Consider the following 17,440-nt stretch of genomic DNA (forward strand, 5'->3'; position numbering starts at 1 on the left):
CACCATGACGGCGGACCCTTCCGGCCCGGCCCGACCCCCAGCGTCGCCCGACACCCCCTCAGGACCCCCCGTGCCTCCCACGACCTCATCCGTATCCTTCGACCCCGCCCGAGGGCTGGCGGTCCTGCGGACCCCGAACAGCGTCTACGCCGTACGCATCGGCGCCGACGGCAGCCCCCGGCACCTGCACTGGGGGGCGGAGATCGACACCGCTACCCTCGACGGACTGCCCGCGCCCACCTCACCCGCCGCGAGCAGCTTCGAGGCGGACCCCGCGCCGGACGAGCTGGCCCCGCAGACCGGCGCGCGCTTCGGGCCCGCCGGCCTCCAGGTGCGGTTCGCCGACGGCACCCGCGGCGCCCAGTGGTCCTTCACCGGGCACACGGTCCGGGGCGGGGAGCTGCGGCTACGACTGGCCGACCGCCACTACCCGCTGGCCGCCGACCTGTGCTACCGCGTCCGCCCCGGCAGTGACGTCATCGAGCGCTGGACGGAACTCACCCACACCGGCGCCGACGACTCCGGCCCGATCGGCGTCGACCGGCTGGACTCCGCCTCCTGGACGGTGCCGGCACTGCCCGACTACCGGCTCAGCCACCTCGTGGGCGGCTGGAACAGCGAGTTCCAGCTGCACCGCGACCGGCTCCCGGTCGCCGAGACCGTCCTCACCAGCCGGCGCGGCGTCACCAGCCACCACGCCGGCCCCTGGCTCGCCCTCGACGACGGCACCGCCGACGAGGAACAGGGCGAGGTCTGGAGCACCGCCCTGGCCTGGAGCGGGAGTTGGCGCGTCACCGTGCACCGCGACCCGGTCGGCCGCACCACCTGGACCGGCGGCTTCGGCCACGAGGGAATCAGCTGGACCCTCCGGCCCGGAGAGCACCTGCACACCCCCGTCTTCGCCGGCCTCTACACCCCCGGCGGCTTCGGCGCCGCCAGCCGCGCCTGGCACACCCACATCCGCACCGAGGTCATTCCCGGCCCCGAACGCCACCGGCCCGTCGTCTACAACTCGTGGGAGGCCACCGGATTCGACGTCGACCAGGCCGGCCAGCTGCACCTGGCCCGGCTGGCCGCACGCGTGGGCGCCGAACTCTTCGTCCTCGACGACGGATGGTTCGGCGGCCGCACCAGTGACCGCGCCGGCCTCGGCGACTGGACACCCCGGCCGGCGGCGTTCCCCGACGGGCTGCGCCCCCTGGCCGACGAGGTGCACCGCCTGGGCATGGCCTTCGGACTGTGGGTGGAGCCGGAGATGGTCAACCGCGACAGCGACCTCTACCGCGCCCGTCCCGACTGGGTCGTCCACGCGGCGACCCGCGACGCCACCGAGCTGCGCAACCAGCTCATGCTGAACTTCGCCCGCCCCGACGTCGAGGCCTGGGCCCACCGGACCCTGGACCACCTGGTGCGCGAGCACGACGTCGACTGGCTCAAGTGGGACGCCAACCGGGTCGTCACCGAGGCCGGTTGGGCCGGCGACCCGGACCCCGACCGGCTCTGGATCGACCACACGCGCGCCGTCCACCGGATCATGGACCGCCTCCGCGCCGACCATCCCGGCCTGCGCATCGAGGCCTGCGCGGGCGGCGGCGGACGGGCCGACCTCGGCATCCTCGCCCGCACCGACCAGGTCTGGACCTCCGACAACACCGACCCGGTCGACCGGATCGGCATCCAGCACGGGTTCAGCCAGCTCTTCCCCGCCCAGGCCATGGCCGCCTGGGTGACCGACAGCCCCAACGTCAGCACCGGCCGCACCACCCCCCTGCGGTTCCGCTTCCACGTCGCCATGGCCGGCGCGCTCGGCCTCGGCGCCGACCTGACCGCCTGGTCGGAGGAGGAACTCGACGAGGCCGCCGCATTCGTCGCCCGCTACAAGGAGATCCGCCCCCTGGTCCAGCACGGCCGCCAGCACCGCCTGCACGGCCCCGGCGGAGTGACGGCCGTGCACTACGCGGCCCAGGACGGCGGCGAACACGCCGTCCTCGCCTGGCGCCCCGCGACCCGGTTCGGCCACCAGTCCCCCGGCCTCGCCCTGCCGGCCCTGGACCCCGCGGCCCGCTACCTCGACGTCGACGAGGGCACCGCCCACAGCGGCGCCGTCCTGACCCGGCGGGGCATCGACCTGCGGCTGCCCGCCGGCGACTACGCCAGCCGCCTGATCCGGCTGCACCGGATCACCTGACCTCCGCACCTCCGCCCCCCTTCGGCACCCGACTCACGGAGGACCCGAGAACATGGCCACACCCCGCGTCCTGGTCGTCGGCATCGACGGTGTCCGCCCCGACCTGCTGCCGCTGCTGGACACGCCCCACCTCGACGGGCCCGCGATCCCCGCCGGCGCGGCCGCCCCGGAACCGCGTCACGCCGACGTCGCGGCCCACGTCCACGCCGCCCTCGGCATCACCCCGGACCCCCACTGGACGCTCGACGGGCGGCCCTTCCCCGCCCTGACGCCGCAGACCGTCCGACGAAGCCGGAACCCTGCGGTCGCCCCGCCCCCGGGTGCGGCGGCGGGCCGCAGGGACGGCAGCAGGCCCGACTCGCCCGGTGACACCGCGCGCACCCGTCGGGAGGCCGACCTCCGGTTGACAGGACTCTCGACGGCGAGGCTACGTTTGGTATCAGGCCTGTCACATCTTGTGACCATCTCTGCCTGACACCCCCTCCCGCGAGGAGCCCGAGCGTGACCACGACCCCCACCCGTCCCACCGCCGTGCCGTCCATCGAGCAACTGCCCCAGCCGAAGCTGCGCACCGACACCGACATCCAGGGCAACGTCCTGGCCGCGTTCAACAAGGACTTCACGGACTTCCGCTACCTGCACTTCCCGGACGCCGCCAAGGGCCGCGGCTGGCTCTCCGCGATCCTCAACACCGTCGCGACCACGCACGAGACCGAGGACTTCAACGAGCAGTTCTCGCTGTCCCGCCGGGCCTTCGGCCGCGACCCCGCCATCGCGGCCGTCCGCTGCGGGGTCTCGCTCACCTTCGAGGGCCTGGTGACCGTCGCCGACAAGCCCGACCAGGTCAAGAAGGACCTCAGCGGCTTCCCGGCGTTCTGCGCGGGCGCGGCCGCACGGGCCGGGGACCTCGGGGACGCCGACGAGAGCGACCCCAAGCACTGGCTGTTCGGCGCCGGGACCGGCGACAAGGTCGTGCACGCCGTCCTCATCGTCGCCGCGGACACCGAGGAGCTGCTGAAGGAGAAGCTGAAGAACCTCGACGCGGTCGAGAGCGCGCACCAGATCACCCGGGTCCACGTGGACCAGGGCCGCACCCTGACGGGCCCGCTGAAGGGCCACGAGCACTTCGGCTACAAGGACGGCATCTCCCAGCCCGGCGTGAAGGACTTCCACCGGGAGGACCCGGAGAACAAGGGCTTCCGCGACAACCACGCCGGGACCGAGCTGATCGAACCCGGCGAGTTCGTCTTCGGCCACAAGAGCGAGGCGGGCGACCGGAAGGCGCCCGCCTGGATGAAGAACGGCTCGCTCCAGGTGGTGCGCCGGCTGCGCCAGGACGTCGCGGGCTGGAACAAGGCCGTGGTGGAGGGCGTCAAGAACTTCACCGGGACGATGGACCCCGACCGGCTCGGCGCCTGCCTGGTCGGCCGCGCGAAGGACGGCACGCCGCTCGCCCCGCCGTGCGGCGCCCTGACCGGCCTCGGCTCCGACCGCAACGACTTCGACTACAAGAACGACCCGACCGGCAAGCACACCCCCTGGGTCGCGCACATCCGCCGCACCCACCCGCGTGCCTTCGCCGGCGTCGGCGACGACAAGCCGAAGAGCCACCGGCTGATGCGCCGGGGCATCCCGTACGGCCCGCAGTTCCAGGGCGGCGCGGACGACGGCAAGGACCGCGGGCTGATGTTCGTCTGCTACGGCACCTCGCTGGAAATGCAGTTCGAGCTGGTCCAGCAGCACTGGGCCAACGACGCGAACTTCCCTCCCGGCGACCCGACCGGCTCCCCGCACGTCCCCAACGGCCTCGACAAGGTCATCGGCCTCGCCGGCAAGGCCGAGATCGGGCTCGCGGACGGCACCTCCGGCACGGTCGACATGAAGCGCTTCGTCCGCACCACGGGCGCGCTCTACGCCTTCACCCCCTCGATCAGCACGCTGCGCCTCCTCGCCGAGGGCAAGGACCTCCCCAACAAGCCGGTCGGCTCCTGACCGCCGACCGCCCCGAGGAGACACCATGGAGAACCCCCTCGTCGAAGGCACCGCCGGTGACCGCGCCCGCTGGCAGACCTGCCGGCAGCTGGCGCGCGAGCTGCTGCTGGTCGGCCCGGACGACAAGGACCTGAAGCTGCGCTACCTCGACGTCCTGATCAAGGACGGCGTCCCGGAGACGGAGGAGCCCAAGGACGTGCTGATCATCGGCGCGGGCATCGCGGGCCTGGTCGCCGGGAAGCTGCTCAAGGACGCCGGACACAACGTCACCATCCTGGAGGCCAACGCCAGCCGGGTGGGCGGGCGGATCAAGACCTTCCGTTCCACCGACGACGAGCCCGACGGTCCGTTCCACGACCCGGAGCAGTACGCGGAGGCCGGGGCCATGCGGCTGCCCAGCTTCCACCCGCTCACGCTGGCACTGGTCGACAGCCTCGGCCTGGGCCGGCAGCTGTTCTTCAACGTCGACGTCGACCCGGACACCGGCAACCAGAACGCGCCCGTCCCGCCGGTGGTCTACGAGTCCTTCGAGCCCGGCAGGGTCTGGAAGTACGGCACCGACAGCCCCGACTTCCGCGAACCGGCCAAGCGCTTCAACTCCTGGATCCGCACCAACCGGATCCAGGCCCGCCGCAAGGAGTACGCCGCCGACCCGAGCTGCGTCAACGAGGGCTTCCACCTCACCGGCGACGAGGTGCGGATCACCGCGACCGACATGGTCAACCAGGCCCTGGAGCCGGTCCGCGACTACTACTCGGTGATCAGGGACGGCAAGCGGGTGAACAAGCCGTTCGCCGAGTGGCTGGACGGCTGGGCCCGGGTGATCCGCGACTTCGACGGCTACTCGATGGGCCGATTCCTCCGCGAGTACGCGGGCTTCAGCGACGAGGCCATCGAGGCGATCGGCACGATCGAGAACATGACCTCGCGGCTGCACCTGGCCTTCTTCCACACCTTCCTGGGCCGCAGCGACATCAACCCCACCGCCACCTACTGGGAGATCGCGGGCGGCAGTTCGAAGCTGCCCGAGGCGCTCGCCGAGGAGCTCCGGGAGGAGCTGCGGATGGGCCGGCGGATGATCCGGATGGAGTACTGGGACCCGCGTCGGGACGGCGGGGGCGCCCGCAACGTCGGCCCGATCGGGCCGCAGGTCGCCGTCGAGACCGTCCCCGAGGACGACCCGGAGGCCGAACCCACCGTCTGGAAGGGCGACTTCGCGATCGTCACGGTCCCGTTCTCCGCCCTGCGGTTCGTCCAGGTGACGCCGCCGTTCTCCTACAAGAAGCGCCGGGCGATCATCGAGACCCACTACGACCAGGCCACCAAGGTGCTGCTGGAGTTCTCCCGCCGGTGGTGGGAGTTCACCGAGGCGGACTGGAAGGTCGAACTCGACTCCATCGCACCCGGCCTGTACGAGTACTACCAGCGGGCGGGCGAGGACGACGCCGAGGCGGCCGTGGCCGCCGCCCACAACGGCCACCGGCCACCGCGCAACCTGCCGGAGGTGCTCCTCGGCGCGCACGCGAGCGTGGACGAGCGCCGGATCAGCCCGGCCCAGCGGGACGTCTACCAGCACACCCCGCTGCTCCGGGCGAGCGTGCGCCCCACCACCAACTGCTTCGGCGGGGGCTCGACCACCGACAACCCGAACCGCTTCATGTACTACCCCTCGCACCCGGTGCCCGGCGCCGAGGGCGGCGGCGTGGTGCTGGCCAGCTACAGCTGGTCCGACGACGCGGTGCGCTGGGACTCCATGGAGGACGACGAGCGGTACGTCTACGCGCTGCGCAACCTCCAGTCGGTGCACGGCCGGCGGATCGAGGTGTTCTACACCGGCTACGGGAAGACCCAGAGCTGGCTGCGCGACCCGTACGCCTTCGGTGAGGCGGCGGTGTACACCCCGCACCAGATGACCAGCTTCCACCTCGACGTGGTCAAGCCGGAGGGCCCGGTGCACTTCGCCGGCGAACACGTCTCGCTCAAGCACGCCTGGATCGAGGGCGCGGTGGAAACCGCCGTCCGGGCGGCCATCGCCGTGCACGAGGCCTCACCGCCGCCGCCCCCGGCGCAACCGGAGATCCGGCCCGAGGTCCAGGTCCGGCCGGAGAGCCGACAGGGGGCGATGCGCGGATGAGCGGCGCCGACGAGTGGACGGTGGCCCGCTACCTGGCCACCAGGCTGGAGCAGTTGGGCATCCGGTACCTGTTCGGGGTGCCGGGGGACTTCCTCGGCCCGTTCCTGACGATCATGCAGGCCACCACCGGCGTGCGCTGGATCGGCACCCCGACCGAGATGGGCGCCGGCTACGCCGCGGACGCCTACGCCCGGGTCCGGGTCGCCGACGCCGACCCGGACGCACGCGAACAGGGCGTCGCAGCGGTCGCGGTGACCTACGGGGTGGGTGCGTTCAGCCTGCTCAACACCGTCGGCGGCGCCTACGTCGAGGACGTGCCGCTGATCGCGATCAACGCGGCGCCGTCCTACGAGCAGTGGCTCAACCAACAGGCGGTCGGCCTGCTCACCTCGCACATGAGCCCGCGCCGCGAGAGCAACCTGGACGTCTACCGGCAGGTCACGGTGGACGCACAGGTGCTCTCGAACCCAGGACTCGCCCCCTCACAGATCGACGGCGCGATCACCGCGTGCCTGACCGAACGCAAGCCGGTCTACCTGGAGGTGATGGAGGACCTCTGGCACGCGCCGTGCGAACCCCCACGGGGCGAACTCCATGCCCACGAGCGGCCGTTCACCAAACGGAACGACGAGATGCTGGAGAAGGCCGTCACGGCGGCGGTGGAGCTGATCAGGAAGTTCGGCACACCGATCGTCTGGGCCGGCGAGGAACTGGTCCGCCGGCGGCTGGAGAACGAGCTCCTGGAGTTCGTGCAGACCACCCGGATGCAGTTCTGCACCACCGTCGGCGCGAAGTCCGTGGTCTCCGAGCGGCACCCGCTGTTCGCCGGCGTCTACAACGGCAGGGCGAGCCTGCCGGAGATCCGGACGGCCTTCAAGAACGCGGGCTGCCGGATCGGCCTGGGGACCTGGTCCACGTCCAAGAACCTCGGCGGCGACCAGTCGATCGGCGACGACTGGATCGTGGCGGCACGCGACGGCGTCAGCGTCGGCGCCGGGTACTTCCCCGATGTCCAACTCGGCCGGTTCATCACGGCGTTGCGCAAGGCCCTGGCGGGACAGACCTTCCAGGCCGACCACTTCGCCCTCGCCCACGCGGCCGGCCTGGACGTCCCGGCCAGCACGGCCGACTTCCTGGACGGGCTGAGCACCGCCCGGTACCCGGCGGAACTGACCTACGACAGCTTCTTCCAGCACGTCAACCACTTCCTGGAGCACCAGGCCACCGGCGGGGACCCCCAGGCCCCCTCGCCGTTCACGGTGGTCTCGGACGCGGCGTTCGCGCTGCTCGGCTCGATGAACCTGCGGATCACCGAGCGGGCCGGCTTCCTGGCGCAGAACAGCTGGCTGTCCATCGGCTACTCCGTCGGCGCGGCCACCGGCGTGGCCCTTGGCCGGCAGCAACCGATGAAGCGCCCGCTCGTGTTCGTCGGGGACGGCTCGTTCCAGGAGATCTGCCAGGAGCTGTCCACCCAGGTACGGCACCACCTGCGGCCGGTGGTCTTCGTCCTGGACAACGAGGGCTTCTACGGCATCGAGCAGATGCTGGTCAGCCCCTGCTACTACAAGGAGAAGCCGTCCAACGGGGCCGACTTCTACAACGTGCTGCACCCGTGGCGCTACGAGAAGCTGGCCGAGGTCTTCGGCACGGACAAGGACCGGATGCACGGCTACGAGCTCACCACCCACGCCGAGCTCGGCTCACTCCTGCTGGACATCGCCGATCCCGGCAACGACCTCAACCACGCCCCGATCCTGGCCCGCGTCCGGCTCAGCCGGCACGACTACCCGAAGGCGCTCCAGTACAAGATCGACGAGAAGTGCCCGTAGCCGCCCGACCCCACCGGCCCCCGTCCCCGACGGGGGCCGGTTCGCGCCGGGGGCCCGATACGAGCAGGCCTCGCTGCCGGCGCCTGGCTAGTACCGGAAGAGTACTTCCGGATTGTTCGGCGAGGGGCCGTCCAGCAGCGGACTGTGGATCCCCTTCAGCGTCTGGCCGAAGAACGCCGTCACGTACTCGCGGGTGATCACCACCCCGCGTTCCGGGGAGAGGGGCGGCGTCGGGAACCCGGCCTGCTCGTGAAGCAGGTCCAGGTCGCTGAAGCTGAAGTGGTCGGCGCCGGCGACCGTCAGCCACTTCTTGTAGCCGCCGAGGGCGGCCCAGGGGCGCTCCCAATCGGTGTTGGCGGTCGTACCCAGCATGAGGAACGGCCGGTTGATCTGGCCGGGCGTCGGGTCCGGGTGGAAGGAGCCGTCCATGTTCACTCCGGCCCGTACTCGCGGGTCGGCGATCATCGTGGCGGCGGCCGCCGCTCCGCCGAGGGAGTGTCCGGCCATGCCGATCTCGTGCTTGTCGATGAGGTGTGCCAGGCGCCACGCGGTATTGCCATGCGTCAACTGGTCGATCACGAAGGACACGTCCAGCGCGCGGCTGGCGGCGACGGAGTCGAAGTCGAGCGTTTCCGGGTGATCGCAGATCGCGCACGGCGGCGTCCGGCCGTTCGCCAGCGTCTCGCCGCTGTCCTCGTAGGTGTGGCCGACGAGCGCGACGACGTAGCCGTGACTGGCCAGGTCGGTCGCGAGCGCGGTGAGCGTGATGCGCGGGTCCTCGTACGCGGGCGAGAGGACCACCAGCGGATACTTGCCGCGCTGCGGCCGCGCGCCGTCGAAGGCGTGAGTGGTGACGCCGGAAAGGGTCTGCGGGGTGACGCCGGAGCTCGCCGGCACATTCTGCCGCTGGACGATTCCGGCTGCCTCGGCGAGGGTCATGTAAGGGGCCGGAGTCCCGGTCCCGGGGACGGCCGGGTAGACCATCGTGACGGCCAGTTGGCGGGGGCCGGATGACGGCACCCACGGGTCGGGGCGGCTCGCGTCGGTGAGGTGGATGACGTCCTCGCCGGCGGCGTAGGGGCCCGTCGGCGCGGGGAGCGTGCCCTGGAAGGACCGCGGGGGCGCGGCGGCAGCTGTGGCGGCGGTCGCGTGCACGGTGGACGGCGGGATCGTGGCGGCGAGTCCTGTGCCGGTCGCGACCACTGATGCGGCGAGACCCAGGATTGCGACAGCGCTGATACGGCGCTTGCGGTTCGAGGTGGTGTTCACGGGCACGATCCTGCCCAGCCCGGCCCTGACGCTCGATCATGCGGGCTTCCGTCTTGAGGGTGGTACTGGCTACACCCTGAGATCCCCGGCGGCGCGAGGTCCCATCGCCGGCATCGTCGAGCGCCACCTTCGTCTTGGCCTACGACGAACACGACGCCAAGCCCTACCCCTGGACCTACGCCCCGCGATCCCAGGCCCCCAGCTCCCGAGATCCCGGGCCGCGTGTCCCCGGCCGGGAAGTCACCGTGCCGCAGGCTCGTCGCGCCCGGGGCGGCTCCGCGGGTGCGCCAGGTCGTCCGGGGAATCCGGTCAGCCCTCGGCGTCCCGCCTCGGGTCGGCCTCGGCGTTCCGGGTCGGGTCTGCCTCGGCATCCCGGCGGTCCAGAGCCTCTGCGGTCGCGGGGTACTTGGCCCGGAGCCGGTCCCGGAGGGACTGGGCGGGACCGTCCGCCACCGATTCCGCGTCGGGTTCCACCTCCGGGTCGGCGGCCACGGCACCGGCTGCACGCAGCCGCGTCACCTCCGCTTCCAGCTCGGCGACACGGGCATCGAGTCGCTGCACGTCCCGGGCCGCGTCCTTGTACCCCTCCTTGTGGCGCTTGGCGACGTCGGTGAGGGTGTCCACCCGGTCCGCGAAGGCGTCGCGCTCGGCGGCGATCGGCTGAACGACCTGGCCGGCGATGACAGCCGCAATCCAGTCGACCCATTCGTTGATCCGACCGGTGCCCTGCTCGCCGATCAGGGCGGCGTCCTGCAGGCCGGCGAGCATGGCCGGGCGGATGGCGTCGGCGATGCGCTGCTGCGGGCCGGGCTGCTCGGTCACAGCTGCTCCTCGATCACGATTGGTACGGCTTCGACGGCCGCTCTGGTGCGGATGGTGCTGGTGAGGCGATCCTCCCATGCTCCGGCTCCGTGTCGTTGCGGGCGAGCTCGCATCGCAGGGCGGGCGCGAGGCCGGCCCGAGCATCCTTGCGCGCCCGGACGTGGGAACGGCGGCCGGCGCCGACAGCGAACCTGCCGGTGTCGGGGACGCACGTCCTGCCCGTGTCCGGCACGTCCTCGCCGCCGCCCACCGCACCAGGCCCGCTCTGACCGACACCCGGCCGACACCCGGCTGACACCCGGCGGGCGGTCGGCGGGCGGTCGGCGGATGGTCGGCGGGCGGTCGGCGGGCGGTCGAACCGAGGCCGTCTACGCGGTGCTGATCGATCGTCAACACCCGCCTGGTGTCCTGTCGGTGTCCGCAGCAGCAACCGCGCGGTCCACCGACAGTAGGAGAGCCCCGTGTCCCACCCCACAACCCGAGACCCCCGCCCCCGCCTCCGCCCCCGCGCCCGGCTGGCGGGGCTGGCGCTCGCCGTCTCCGCGATATCCGTGTGCAGCCTCCCGCTGTTCGCCGCGCCGGCGAGCGCCGCGCAGGCGGACGTGGTCGAGCAGATGATCACGATCCAGGACCACCAGAACCACCACTCGCTGGCCAGCGCCGACGGCGAGGCCTCCCGGATCATCGCCCGCAACTACCAGAACGCCTCCACCTCGTTCTGGATCTCCAACAAGCCGGGCGGCCGGGTGGACTTCGCCCGCAACGTCAACGGCACCGAGCGCGTGCTGGAGATGGACCTCAACGACGGCCGGTCCACCCAGTTCATCCACTGGTGGGCGGGCGACAACCAGCAGTGGACCCTGGAGTCCGCCGCCGAGGGCGGCACCTACATCCACAACGCCCGCGACAACCGCTGCCTGACCTACCACGGCCTCGACCGGGAGGTCACCGTCGAGAACTGTGACGGCAGCATGTCCCAGCGGTTCGACCTGAGCGGGCCGGGTACGGGCACGGGCACCTCCGTCGAGCAGCGCTTCCTCGACCGGCTCAACGCCGTGCGCGCCCAGAACGGCAAGCCGGCGGTACGCCTCAACCAGACGCTCGCCCAGGCCGCCAAGTGCAACGCCGACCAGATGGACCAGCGCCACGTCTCGGGCCACTTCTGCGACTCGGCGAACATCGCGCGGGGCCTCGGCTACACGTGGAGGGGCTTCGGTGAGATCGCGTTCTACGGACCCACCGACATCGACGCCGCCGTCGACGGCTGGATCAGGTCTTCCGGCCACCTGGCCATCATGCTCGGCGACTACACCGAGGTCGGGCTGGCCCGCACGGGCACGGCCTCCTGGAACGCCGACTTCGCCTCCCGCTGACCGCCGGGACCGCCCCGCCGGCCCCGGCGGGGCGGTCCGACGTCTCCCTGCATCTCCGTTGTGCCCGATCGGGGGACGTTCCGGCGACGGCAGCAGCCCGCTCCCCCGCGCGCCCGGCTCACGGTCGTGCAGGGCAGCGACCACTGGCCCGGCCAAGCCCACCACTGCTGCTGGGAGTTCCTCAGACCTGGCCCGGCTCGCGTCCGGAGGCCAGGGCCTCCTGTTCGTCGGCGGTGGTCTCGGCCTGTACGCCCGGACGCAGCCCGATCATCGCCACCACGGCGGCCACGGCCATGATGGCCGCCATCCAGTAGAGGACCGTCTGGGTGGCGTGGGCGAAGTCGACCCGGAAGAACTGCGGGATGGTCGCGGTGCTCCCGCTCGCGCTGCTCTGTGCCTGGACCTGGGAGAGGTGGGTGGCCTCGGCGACCGCCTGCGCATGTGGCAGGCCCTGGGCGACCAGGGAGTCGGTCAGCCGGGTCCGCAGGTCGGTGACCAGGACGGTGCCCAGCACGGCCAGTCCCAGGCTCGCGGCGTAGTTGCGGACCGTCTGGGTGATGCCGGTCGCCTCGCCGTAGGACAGCCGCGAGGCGCGGTTGACCGCGTCCGTGCTGGCGGGGCTGAGCATGAAGCCCATGCCCGCGCCGGCCAGCACGATGTCCCACTGCTGCGTGCTGAAGCTCAGCGTGGTCGCGTCGCCCGCCCACAGGTAGAACCCGACCGCGGCCAGGACGCACCCGATCACCACCGGCCGCTTCGCGCCGCCCCGGTCGAGCATCCGGCCGCCGATCTGCGAGGCGATCACGAACCCGATGAAGAAGTAGAGCAGGAAGACACCGGCACCCGAGGAGGAGTCACCCAGAGCGATCTGCGCATACTCGCTGGAGAAGAAGAACACCGGGACGAAGACCAGCATCGAGATGCCGAGCACCAGGTTCTGCACGGAGAACGCGCGGATCCGGAAGATGTCCACCTGGATCAGCGGCGAGACGGTGCGCTTCTCGACGATCACGAAGCCGACCAGCAGCAGGACACCGGCCACGATGCAGAGCCAGATCGCCGGGTTCGACCAGCCCCAGACCTGCGACTGCTGGAACCCGAAGACGCTCAGCCCGACACCGCCTGCGATCAGGGCCAGGCCCCGGTAGTCCATGGGCGCGGGCCGGCTCTCCGTCACCGGCTTGGAGATCGCGGTCAGCACCAGCGCGATCGCCGCCACCGGCAGGTTCACCCAGAAGATGGCCCGCCAGGTCCATTCGGTCAGGTAGCCGCCGAGGACCGGTCCGATCGCGGTCAGACCGCCCGCGATGCCGAAGAACAGGGCCAGCGCCCGTCCCCGCTCACGCAGCGCGAAGTTCTGCACCACGATCGCCAGCGCCGCCGGGAACATGATGGCGCCGCCGAAGCCCTGGACGGCACGGAAGGCGACCAGCCACGCCTCGGCCAGACTCCCGGTGGGTGTGAAGCCGCAGCAGGCCGAGGCGCCCGCGAAGACCAGCACCCCGAGCACCACCGTCCTGCGGTGACCGACGGTGTCGGCGAGCCGACCGCCGAAGGCGAAGAACGCCGCCAGGGTGAGCAGGTAGGCGTTGATCACCCACTGCACCCCCGTGCTGGTCAGTTTCAACTCCTGCTGGATGTTCGGTACGGCGATCGAGACGATGGTCTGGTCGATGAAGGTCATCGCAACGGCGAAGATCATCGCTGCCAGTACCAGGTAGCGCGTGGATCCGCCGGCGGGAGCAGTGCTCACGGTGGGCTCTTCCCTCCGGGGTGCGTCCGCGCGTCGGCTGCTGGCGGAATCACCTGTGGGGCGGGCCCGTTCCTGGAGAAGGGGGCCCGGTTCCTGCCGCTCGTTCGGCAGGCTCTCATGCTAGCGAGCGACCCCGGGCGACGCCTGACGGAGCACCCGACCATCACACCACCGGGCGTTGGCACGGCGGGCCGACCGTCAGGACCCACCTGCCCGCGGACGGCTGCCACCGCCCGCTGCCCTTCCACCGCACACCCGGCCGGGCCGCCGACGCGCCCGCGTTCACCCTGCCCTGCTTCACACGGCGGGGGTCGCCCGCCTCCGTCCCGCCCTGTGATCACCACGTGAGCACGACACGAGCACGACGTGAGCGCGACGCCGACCAGGCGATTCGGCGTGGCCTCGAAGGCCCGCCGCCGCGCGCGTACGGTGGATGTACGGCCGGACGGGTAGCCGGTGGCAGGCACTGCCGGCTGCCACCGCGGGTGACCGCACGCCGCCACGCGGTGCCCTGCTCCCCATACAGGAGGGATAGGCCATGCCCGAGCACAGGATCGGCACGCAGGAGGAGTTCGAGGCGGCCCGAGCGGAACTGCTGGCAGAGGAGAAGAAGCTCACCCGCCGAAGTGACGAGCTCGCGCGGAAGCGGCGGGAGCTTCCCTGGGTGCCGGTCGAGAAGGACTACGGCTTCGAGACCGAGGGCGGCACCAAGTCGCTCGCGGACCTCTTCGGCGGGCGCTCGCAGCTGCTTGTCTACCACTTCATGTTCGGCCCGCCGTACGAGGCCGGCTGCCCGGTCTGCTCCTCGATCGCGGACACCCTCAACCCCAGCGCGGTCCACCTGAAAGCCCGCGACGTGACGCTGATCTGCTCCTCGCGGGCGCCGATCGACAAGCTCCTCGCCTACCGGGAGCGGATGGGCTGGAGCTTCGACTGGGTCTCCACCGCCGGCAGCGACTTCCACCGCGACCTCGGCTTCCAGTACACCGAGGAGGAGCTGAGGCCGTTCCTCGACGGTGACATCCCTCCGACCGTCCGGCAGATGGCGGAGGCCTGCGGCACCGACGTGCCCGGGTACGTCACCGAGGGGCCCGGGCTGAGCGCCTACGCGCTCTCGGACGGCACCGTCCACCGGACGTACGTCACCACTGCGCGCGGCCTTGAGCCCGCCATGGCCTACTACGGCCTCCTCGACCGGACGCCGATGGGCCGACACGAGGAGGGCGAGGAGACCCACTGGCTGCGCCGCCACGACGAGTACGGGAAAGGCTGAGGTTCGACCGACTCGGGCAGTTCACGCGTCGTGATGGCTGCCCCTGCGTCACGCGACGCCGACACCGTGCCGAGGATCGGACGGCCCGCCCCCCCCATGCGCCGCCAGGAGGAGCCCCGGCCCCGTCCGCTGCCACCGCCACGTCGGACTGCCCGCCGAGCGGCGCCCGGTCGGGCGTATCAGCCGAGGAACCGCACGGTGGTCGACACGAACCTGTCGGCGTCGTCCAGCCACGGGTAGTGGCCCGCGCCCGGTTGGACGACGAACTCGGCACGCGGGAACAGCGCGGCGAACCGGGCCAACACGTGCGGGGGCGAGGCCAGGTCGAACTCCCCGGCGAGGACCAGGACCTGCGTGTCGAGCGCGGCGGACGCGGCCCGGGTGGCGCCCGGATCGAAGGCTCCCTCCGATCCGAAGACCTCCGCCGCCGCCGCGTTCCACTGGGTCTCCTCGCCCGCCCGGTGAGCCTGCGCCGTCTCGTCCCAACGACCGTAGAGGAACGGTGCGATGGTCACCCAGTCGGCGGCCGTGGCCTCGCCGGCGTCGATGGCGTCGAATGCCGCCGACGCCGCCGCGAACCAGGGCTCGTCCCTGCGGAGCCGCACGACCTCGCGCCGGTCGTCGCCGTTGACCTCCAGGCCGACGGCGCTGGTGCCGGGCGTGATGAGGACGAGTCGGCCGACGCGGTGCGGGTACTGCTCCGCGTACCGCACGGCGAGGTTGGCAGCGGCGGAGTGCGCGAGCAGGTCCATGCGGTCGAGGCCGAGGTGTTCGCGCAGCACCTCGACGTCGCCGACCAGGCGGTCGCAGCGGTAGGAGGCGGGGTCCTCCGGTGTCGCGGACAGACCGGCGCCCCGCTGGTCGGCCACGATCAGCCGCCGGTGCGCAGGGAGGCCGCCGAGGTCGCCGAGGTAGACGGAATCCCGCATCGGTCCGCCGGGCAGGCAGACCACGGGGGTGCCGGCGCCCTCCCCGAGGACACGGTAGGCGAGCTCGGTGCCGTCAGGCGCGATGAGAGTAGGCATGGTGTGATCCCAGCAGGTGTGCGGTGTCATCGTGGAGTTGAGGCGGTCCGGAGCGCCGGGGAGGCCGCCCGCAGGCACGCCTTCGCCGATGGGGCGGCTGCGGGCAGCGGGCCGAGCCCGTGTACTCGACCATCGGTGCAACGGCCCACGGCCGGGCTCCGTGAGCCGCTGCGCACGATGTCGCCGGGACGGCATCGGTCTCTGCGGCCTACGCCCCGGAGCCCGGAGTGGGCAGTGGGCAGCAGCCCGTCAACCGCGCAGTGCGGCGATCTCGGCTTCGGGGGCCAGCCCCAGGATCGGGCGGTCGGGACGCTGCGGCGAGACTCCGCCCAGCTCCTTCAGCCACGCCCAGGTATCGGCGACGGTCTCGGCGACCGGCCGGCAGCGCAGCCCGTCCGCGAACGCCTTGGACGTCTCGGCGCCGTAGAGGAACTCGTGCAGCTCTCCTGGCGGCGCCCAGATCGGCAGCTCCGTCCACGGTGCGATTCCGGCGGCGGCGATCCGCTCGGGGTCGGTCCAGCGCAGCTCCGCATCCGATCCGGTCGCGGCCACGCACGCCTCCAGAAGCTCACCCATGGTGGCGTGACCGCGCCGGCTCACCAGGTTGTACGGGCCGGACAGCCCGCGCACGGCGGCGTCCAGGGCCCAGATCGCAAGGTCACGCGTGTCGACGTACTGGAGTGGCAGGTCGCGCGGTCCGGGGGCGAGCACGGGGCCGCCGCGGGCGATCCGGTCCAGCCACCAGGTGAGCCTGCCGACGTCCTCGCCCGGGCCGAGGATGAGGCCGGCGCGCAGCAGCAGCGAACGGTCCTCGCCGAACGCGCCGGTGACGGCGAGCTCCCCTCCGCGCTTGGCCTGCGGATAGGGCACATCGCCGTCGTCGGGCGAGCCGTCCAGCAGGACGCCGTTCTCGGCGGCACTGTGGTCGACCGGGTCGGCGTACACGGATCCGCTGGAGACGTACACGTACCGGCCGGCGCGCTTCGCGAGCGCGTCCGCCGCGTCGCGTACGGCCGAGGGCCGCGCGGACCAGGTGTCCACGACGAGGTCCCACTCGGCGGCACCGAGCGCGGCCAGTCCGTCGGGGGCGGTCCGGTCGCCCTGGAGGACGGTGGCGCCGGACGGCGGTCGGCGGTTGCCACGATGGAGAAGGGTCACGTCCCAGTCCCGGGACAGGGCCTCGTTGACGATGGCGCGTCCGACGAAGCCGGATCCACCGAGCATGAGAAGTCGCATGCCAACCACTGTCCTCACCGATGTGCCGGTTGGTCCACCCCCATCCGCCATCAGCGGAATCGCCGTCAGCTGAATCCGAACCGGCAGTGCCTGGAAGGGCGTTCTGATGCCCGGGCTTCCGGTCGCCCCGCAGTGGGCCGGTGGGGGCCGCAGTGGGAGGAGATGCCGGATCGCGCCGTCGACCAACCCGAGCGGCCCCACCAGCCGTACGTCATCTACGCCGCCGCGGCCTCGCGTCGCTGCCGGCGATCGTCGAGGTGTGGTGATGCCTCCGCCCCACCGCCCGACTACCGCCCACGTCACGCACAGTGACTTGTCATCAGATGGTGGTACCGGGCGTACGACACCTTCGGGGTGCGGCGCTGCGTCTCGCAGTCGACGTGGACGAGGCCGAAGCGCTGGTGGTGGCCCTCAGCCCGTCGAACAGGCTGTCATTGCGACGAGACCAACAACTGCAGGACGTCACCCTTATTCAAGTCGACAGTTCGACCGCGGAGTTGAGAGGGCGACCAATCCGGCTACTTCGTGTGCCGCTTCCGATGGGTC

The 17,440-nt window shown here is 71.8% G+C and carries 12 protein-coding genes and 1 pseudogene; 7 read left to right on the forward strand and 6 right to left on the reverse strand.

The window, feature by feature from the left end:
• Positions 1 to 70: 70 nt before the first annotated feature.
• From ACFC1F_RS04680 to ACFC1F_RS04700, 5 genes are read left to right on the forward strand one after another with little or no spacing between them, the layout of a single operon-like run.
• Positions 71 to 2,188, forward strand: a complete 2,118-nt coding sequence (locus tag ACFC1F_RS04680) for an alpha-galactosidase (RefSeq protein WP_376155646.1) — start codon at positions 71 to 73, stop codon at positions 2,186 to 2,188.
• Between the two features lie 52 nt (positions 2,189 to 2,240).
• Entirely contained in the window at positions 2,241 to 2,663 is a 423-nt protein-coding gene (locus ACFC1F_RS04685) for a hypothetical protein (RefSeq protein WP_376155648.1), read from the forward strand.
• A gap of 26 nt (positions 2,664 to 2,689) precedes the next feature.
• The gene (locus tag ACFC1F_RS04690) at positions 2,690 to 4,180 is read left to right on the forward strand and encodes a Dyp-type peroxidase (RefSeq protein ID WP_376155650.1); all 1,491 of its coding nucleotides are present in this window, start codon (positions 2,690 to 2,692) and stop codon (positions 4,178 to 4,180) included.
• A gap of 25 nt (positions 4,181 to 4,205) precedes the next feature.
• Positions 4,206 to 6,314 carry a flavin monoamine oxidase family protein gene (locus ACFC1F_RS04695; RefSeq protein ID WP_376155651.1) on the forward strand — a complete coding sequence of 703 codons (2,109 nt, stop codon included), beginning with the start codon at positions 4,206 to 4,208 and terminating at the stop codon, positions 6,312 to 6,314.
• Positions 6,311 to 8,143 (forward strand): alpha-keto acid decarboxylase family protein, encoded by a 1,833-nt coding sequence (locus tag ACFC1F_RS04700; protein ID WP_376155653.1) that lies wholly within the window; start codon positions 6,311 to 6,313, stop codon positions 8,141 to 8,143. Before ACFC1F_RS04695 ends, ACFC1F_RS04700 begins: the two co-directional genes overlap by 4 nt.
• Before the next feature lie 87 nt (positions 8,144 to 8,230).
• Here ACFC1F_RS04700 and ACFC1F_RS04705 read toward each other — a convergent pair whose 3' ends face one another.
• Together ACFC1F_RS04705 and ACFC1F_RS04710 are read right to left on the reverse strand one after the other, a co-directional pair.
• The gene (locus tag ACFC1F_RS04705; RefSeq protein WP_376155654.1) at positions 8,231 to 9,412 is read right to left on the reverse strand and encodes an alpha/beta hydrolase family protein; all 1,182 of its coding nucleotides are present in this window, start codon (positions 9,410 to 9,412) and stop codon (positions 8,231 to 8,233) included.
• 309 nt (positions 9,413 to 9,721) lie between these two features.
• Positions 9,722 to 10,234 carry a hypothetical protein gene (locus tag ACFC1F_RS04710; RefSeq protein ID WP_376155656.1) on the reverse strand — a complete coding sequence of 171 codons (513 nt, stop codon included), beginning with the start codon at positions 10,232 to 10,234 and terminating at the stop codon, positions 9,722 to 9,724.
• 461 nt (positions 10,235 to 10,695) lie between these two features.
• Between ACFC1F_RS04710 and ACFC1F_RS04715 the strand changes: the two genes are divergently transcribed.
• A complete protein-coding gene (locus ACFC1F_RS04715; RefSeq protein WP_209414928.1) occupies positions 10,696 to 11,607 on the forward strand; it encodes a CAP domain-containing protein in 912 nt (303 codons plus the stop codon).
• Positions 11,608 to 11,788: 181 nt separating this feature from the next.
• Here the strand turns inward: ACFC1F_RS04715 and ACFC1F_RS04720 are convergent, their stop codons facing one another.
• Positions 11,789 to 13,360, reverse strand: a complete 1,572-nt coding sequence (locus ACFC1F_RS04720) for an MFS transporter (RefSeq protein ID WP_376155658.1) — start codon at positions 13,358 to 13,360, stop codon at positions 11,789 to 11,791.
• Positions 13,361 to 13,898: 538 nt separating this feature from the next.
• Between ACFC1F_RS04720 and ACFC1F_RS04725 the strand changes: the two genes are divergently transcribed.
• Entirely contained in the window at positions 13,899 to 14,633 is a 735-nt protein-coding gene (locus tag ACFC1F_RS04725) for a DUF899 domain-containing protein (RefSeq protein ID WP_376155660.1), read from the forward strand.
• 179 nt (positions 14,634 to 14,812) lie between these two features.
• Here the strand turns inward: ACFC1F_RS04725 and ACFC1F_RS04730 are convergent, their stop codons facing one another.
• The 3 genes and pseudogenes from ACFC1F_RS04730 to ACFC1F_RS04740 all read right to left on the reverse strand — a co-directional run.
• Positions 14,813 to 15,658, reverse strand: a complete 846-nt coding sequence (locus ACFC1F_RS04730) for an alpha/beta fold hydrolase (protein WP_376155662.1) — start codon at positions 15,656 to 15,658, stop codon at positions 14,813 to 14,815.
• Between the two features lie 249 nt (positions 15,659 to 15,907).
• Positions 15,908 to 16,894, reverse strand: coding sequence for an NAD-dependent epimerase/dehydratase family protein (locus ACFC1F_RS04735; protein WP_376155664.1), 987 nt, complete (start codon positions 16,892 to 16,894; stop codon positions 15,908 to 15,910).
• Between the two features lie 299 nt (positions 16,895 to 17,193).
• A pseudogene (locus ACFC1F_RS04740) lies at positions 17,194 to 17,301 on the reverse strand (family 1 glycosylhydrolase); the annotation flags it as partial.
• Positions 17,302 to 17,440: the final 139 nt, after the last annotated feature.

Source organism: Kitasatospora sp. NPDC056181, from assembly GCF_042266225.1.
Lineage (GTDB): Bacteria > Actinomycetota > Actinomycetes > Streptomycetales > Streptomycetaceae > Kitasatospora.

Excerpts from the sequence above, each read along its gene's own strand:
- ACFC1F_RS04685 (WP_376155648.1), top strand. The coding sequence starts at position 2,241 with ATGGCCACACCCCGCGTCCTGGTCGTCGGCATCGACGGTGTCCGCCCC.
- ACFC1F_RS04695 (WP_376155651.1), top strand. The coding sequence starts at position 4,206 with ATGGAGAACCCCCTCGTCGAAGGCACCGCCGGTGACCGCGCCCGCTGG.
- ACFC1F_RS04700 (WP_376155653.1), top strand. The coding sequence starts at position 6,311 with ATGAGCGGCGCCGACGAGTGGACGGTGGCCCGCTACCTGGCCACCAGG.
- ACFC1F_RS04725 (WP_376155660.1), top strand. The coding sequence starts at position 13,899 with ATGCCCGAGCACAGGATCGGCACGCAGGAGGAGTTCGAGGCGGCCCGA.
- ACFC1F_RS04730 (WP_376155662.1), bottom strand. The coding sequence starts at position 15,658 with ATGCCTACTCTCATCGCGCCTGACGGCACCGAGCTCGCCTACCGTGTC.
- ACFC1F_RS04735 (WP_376155664.1), bottom strand. The coding sequence starts at position 16,894 with ATGCGACTTCTCATGCTCGGTGGATCCGGCTTCGTCGGACGCGCCATC.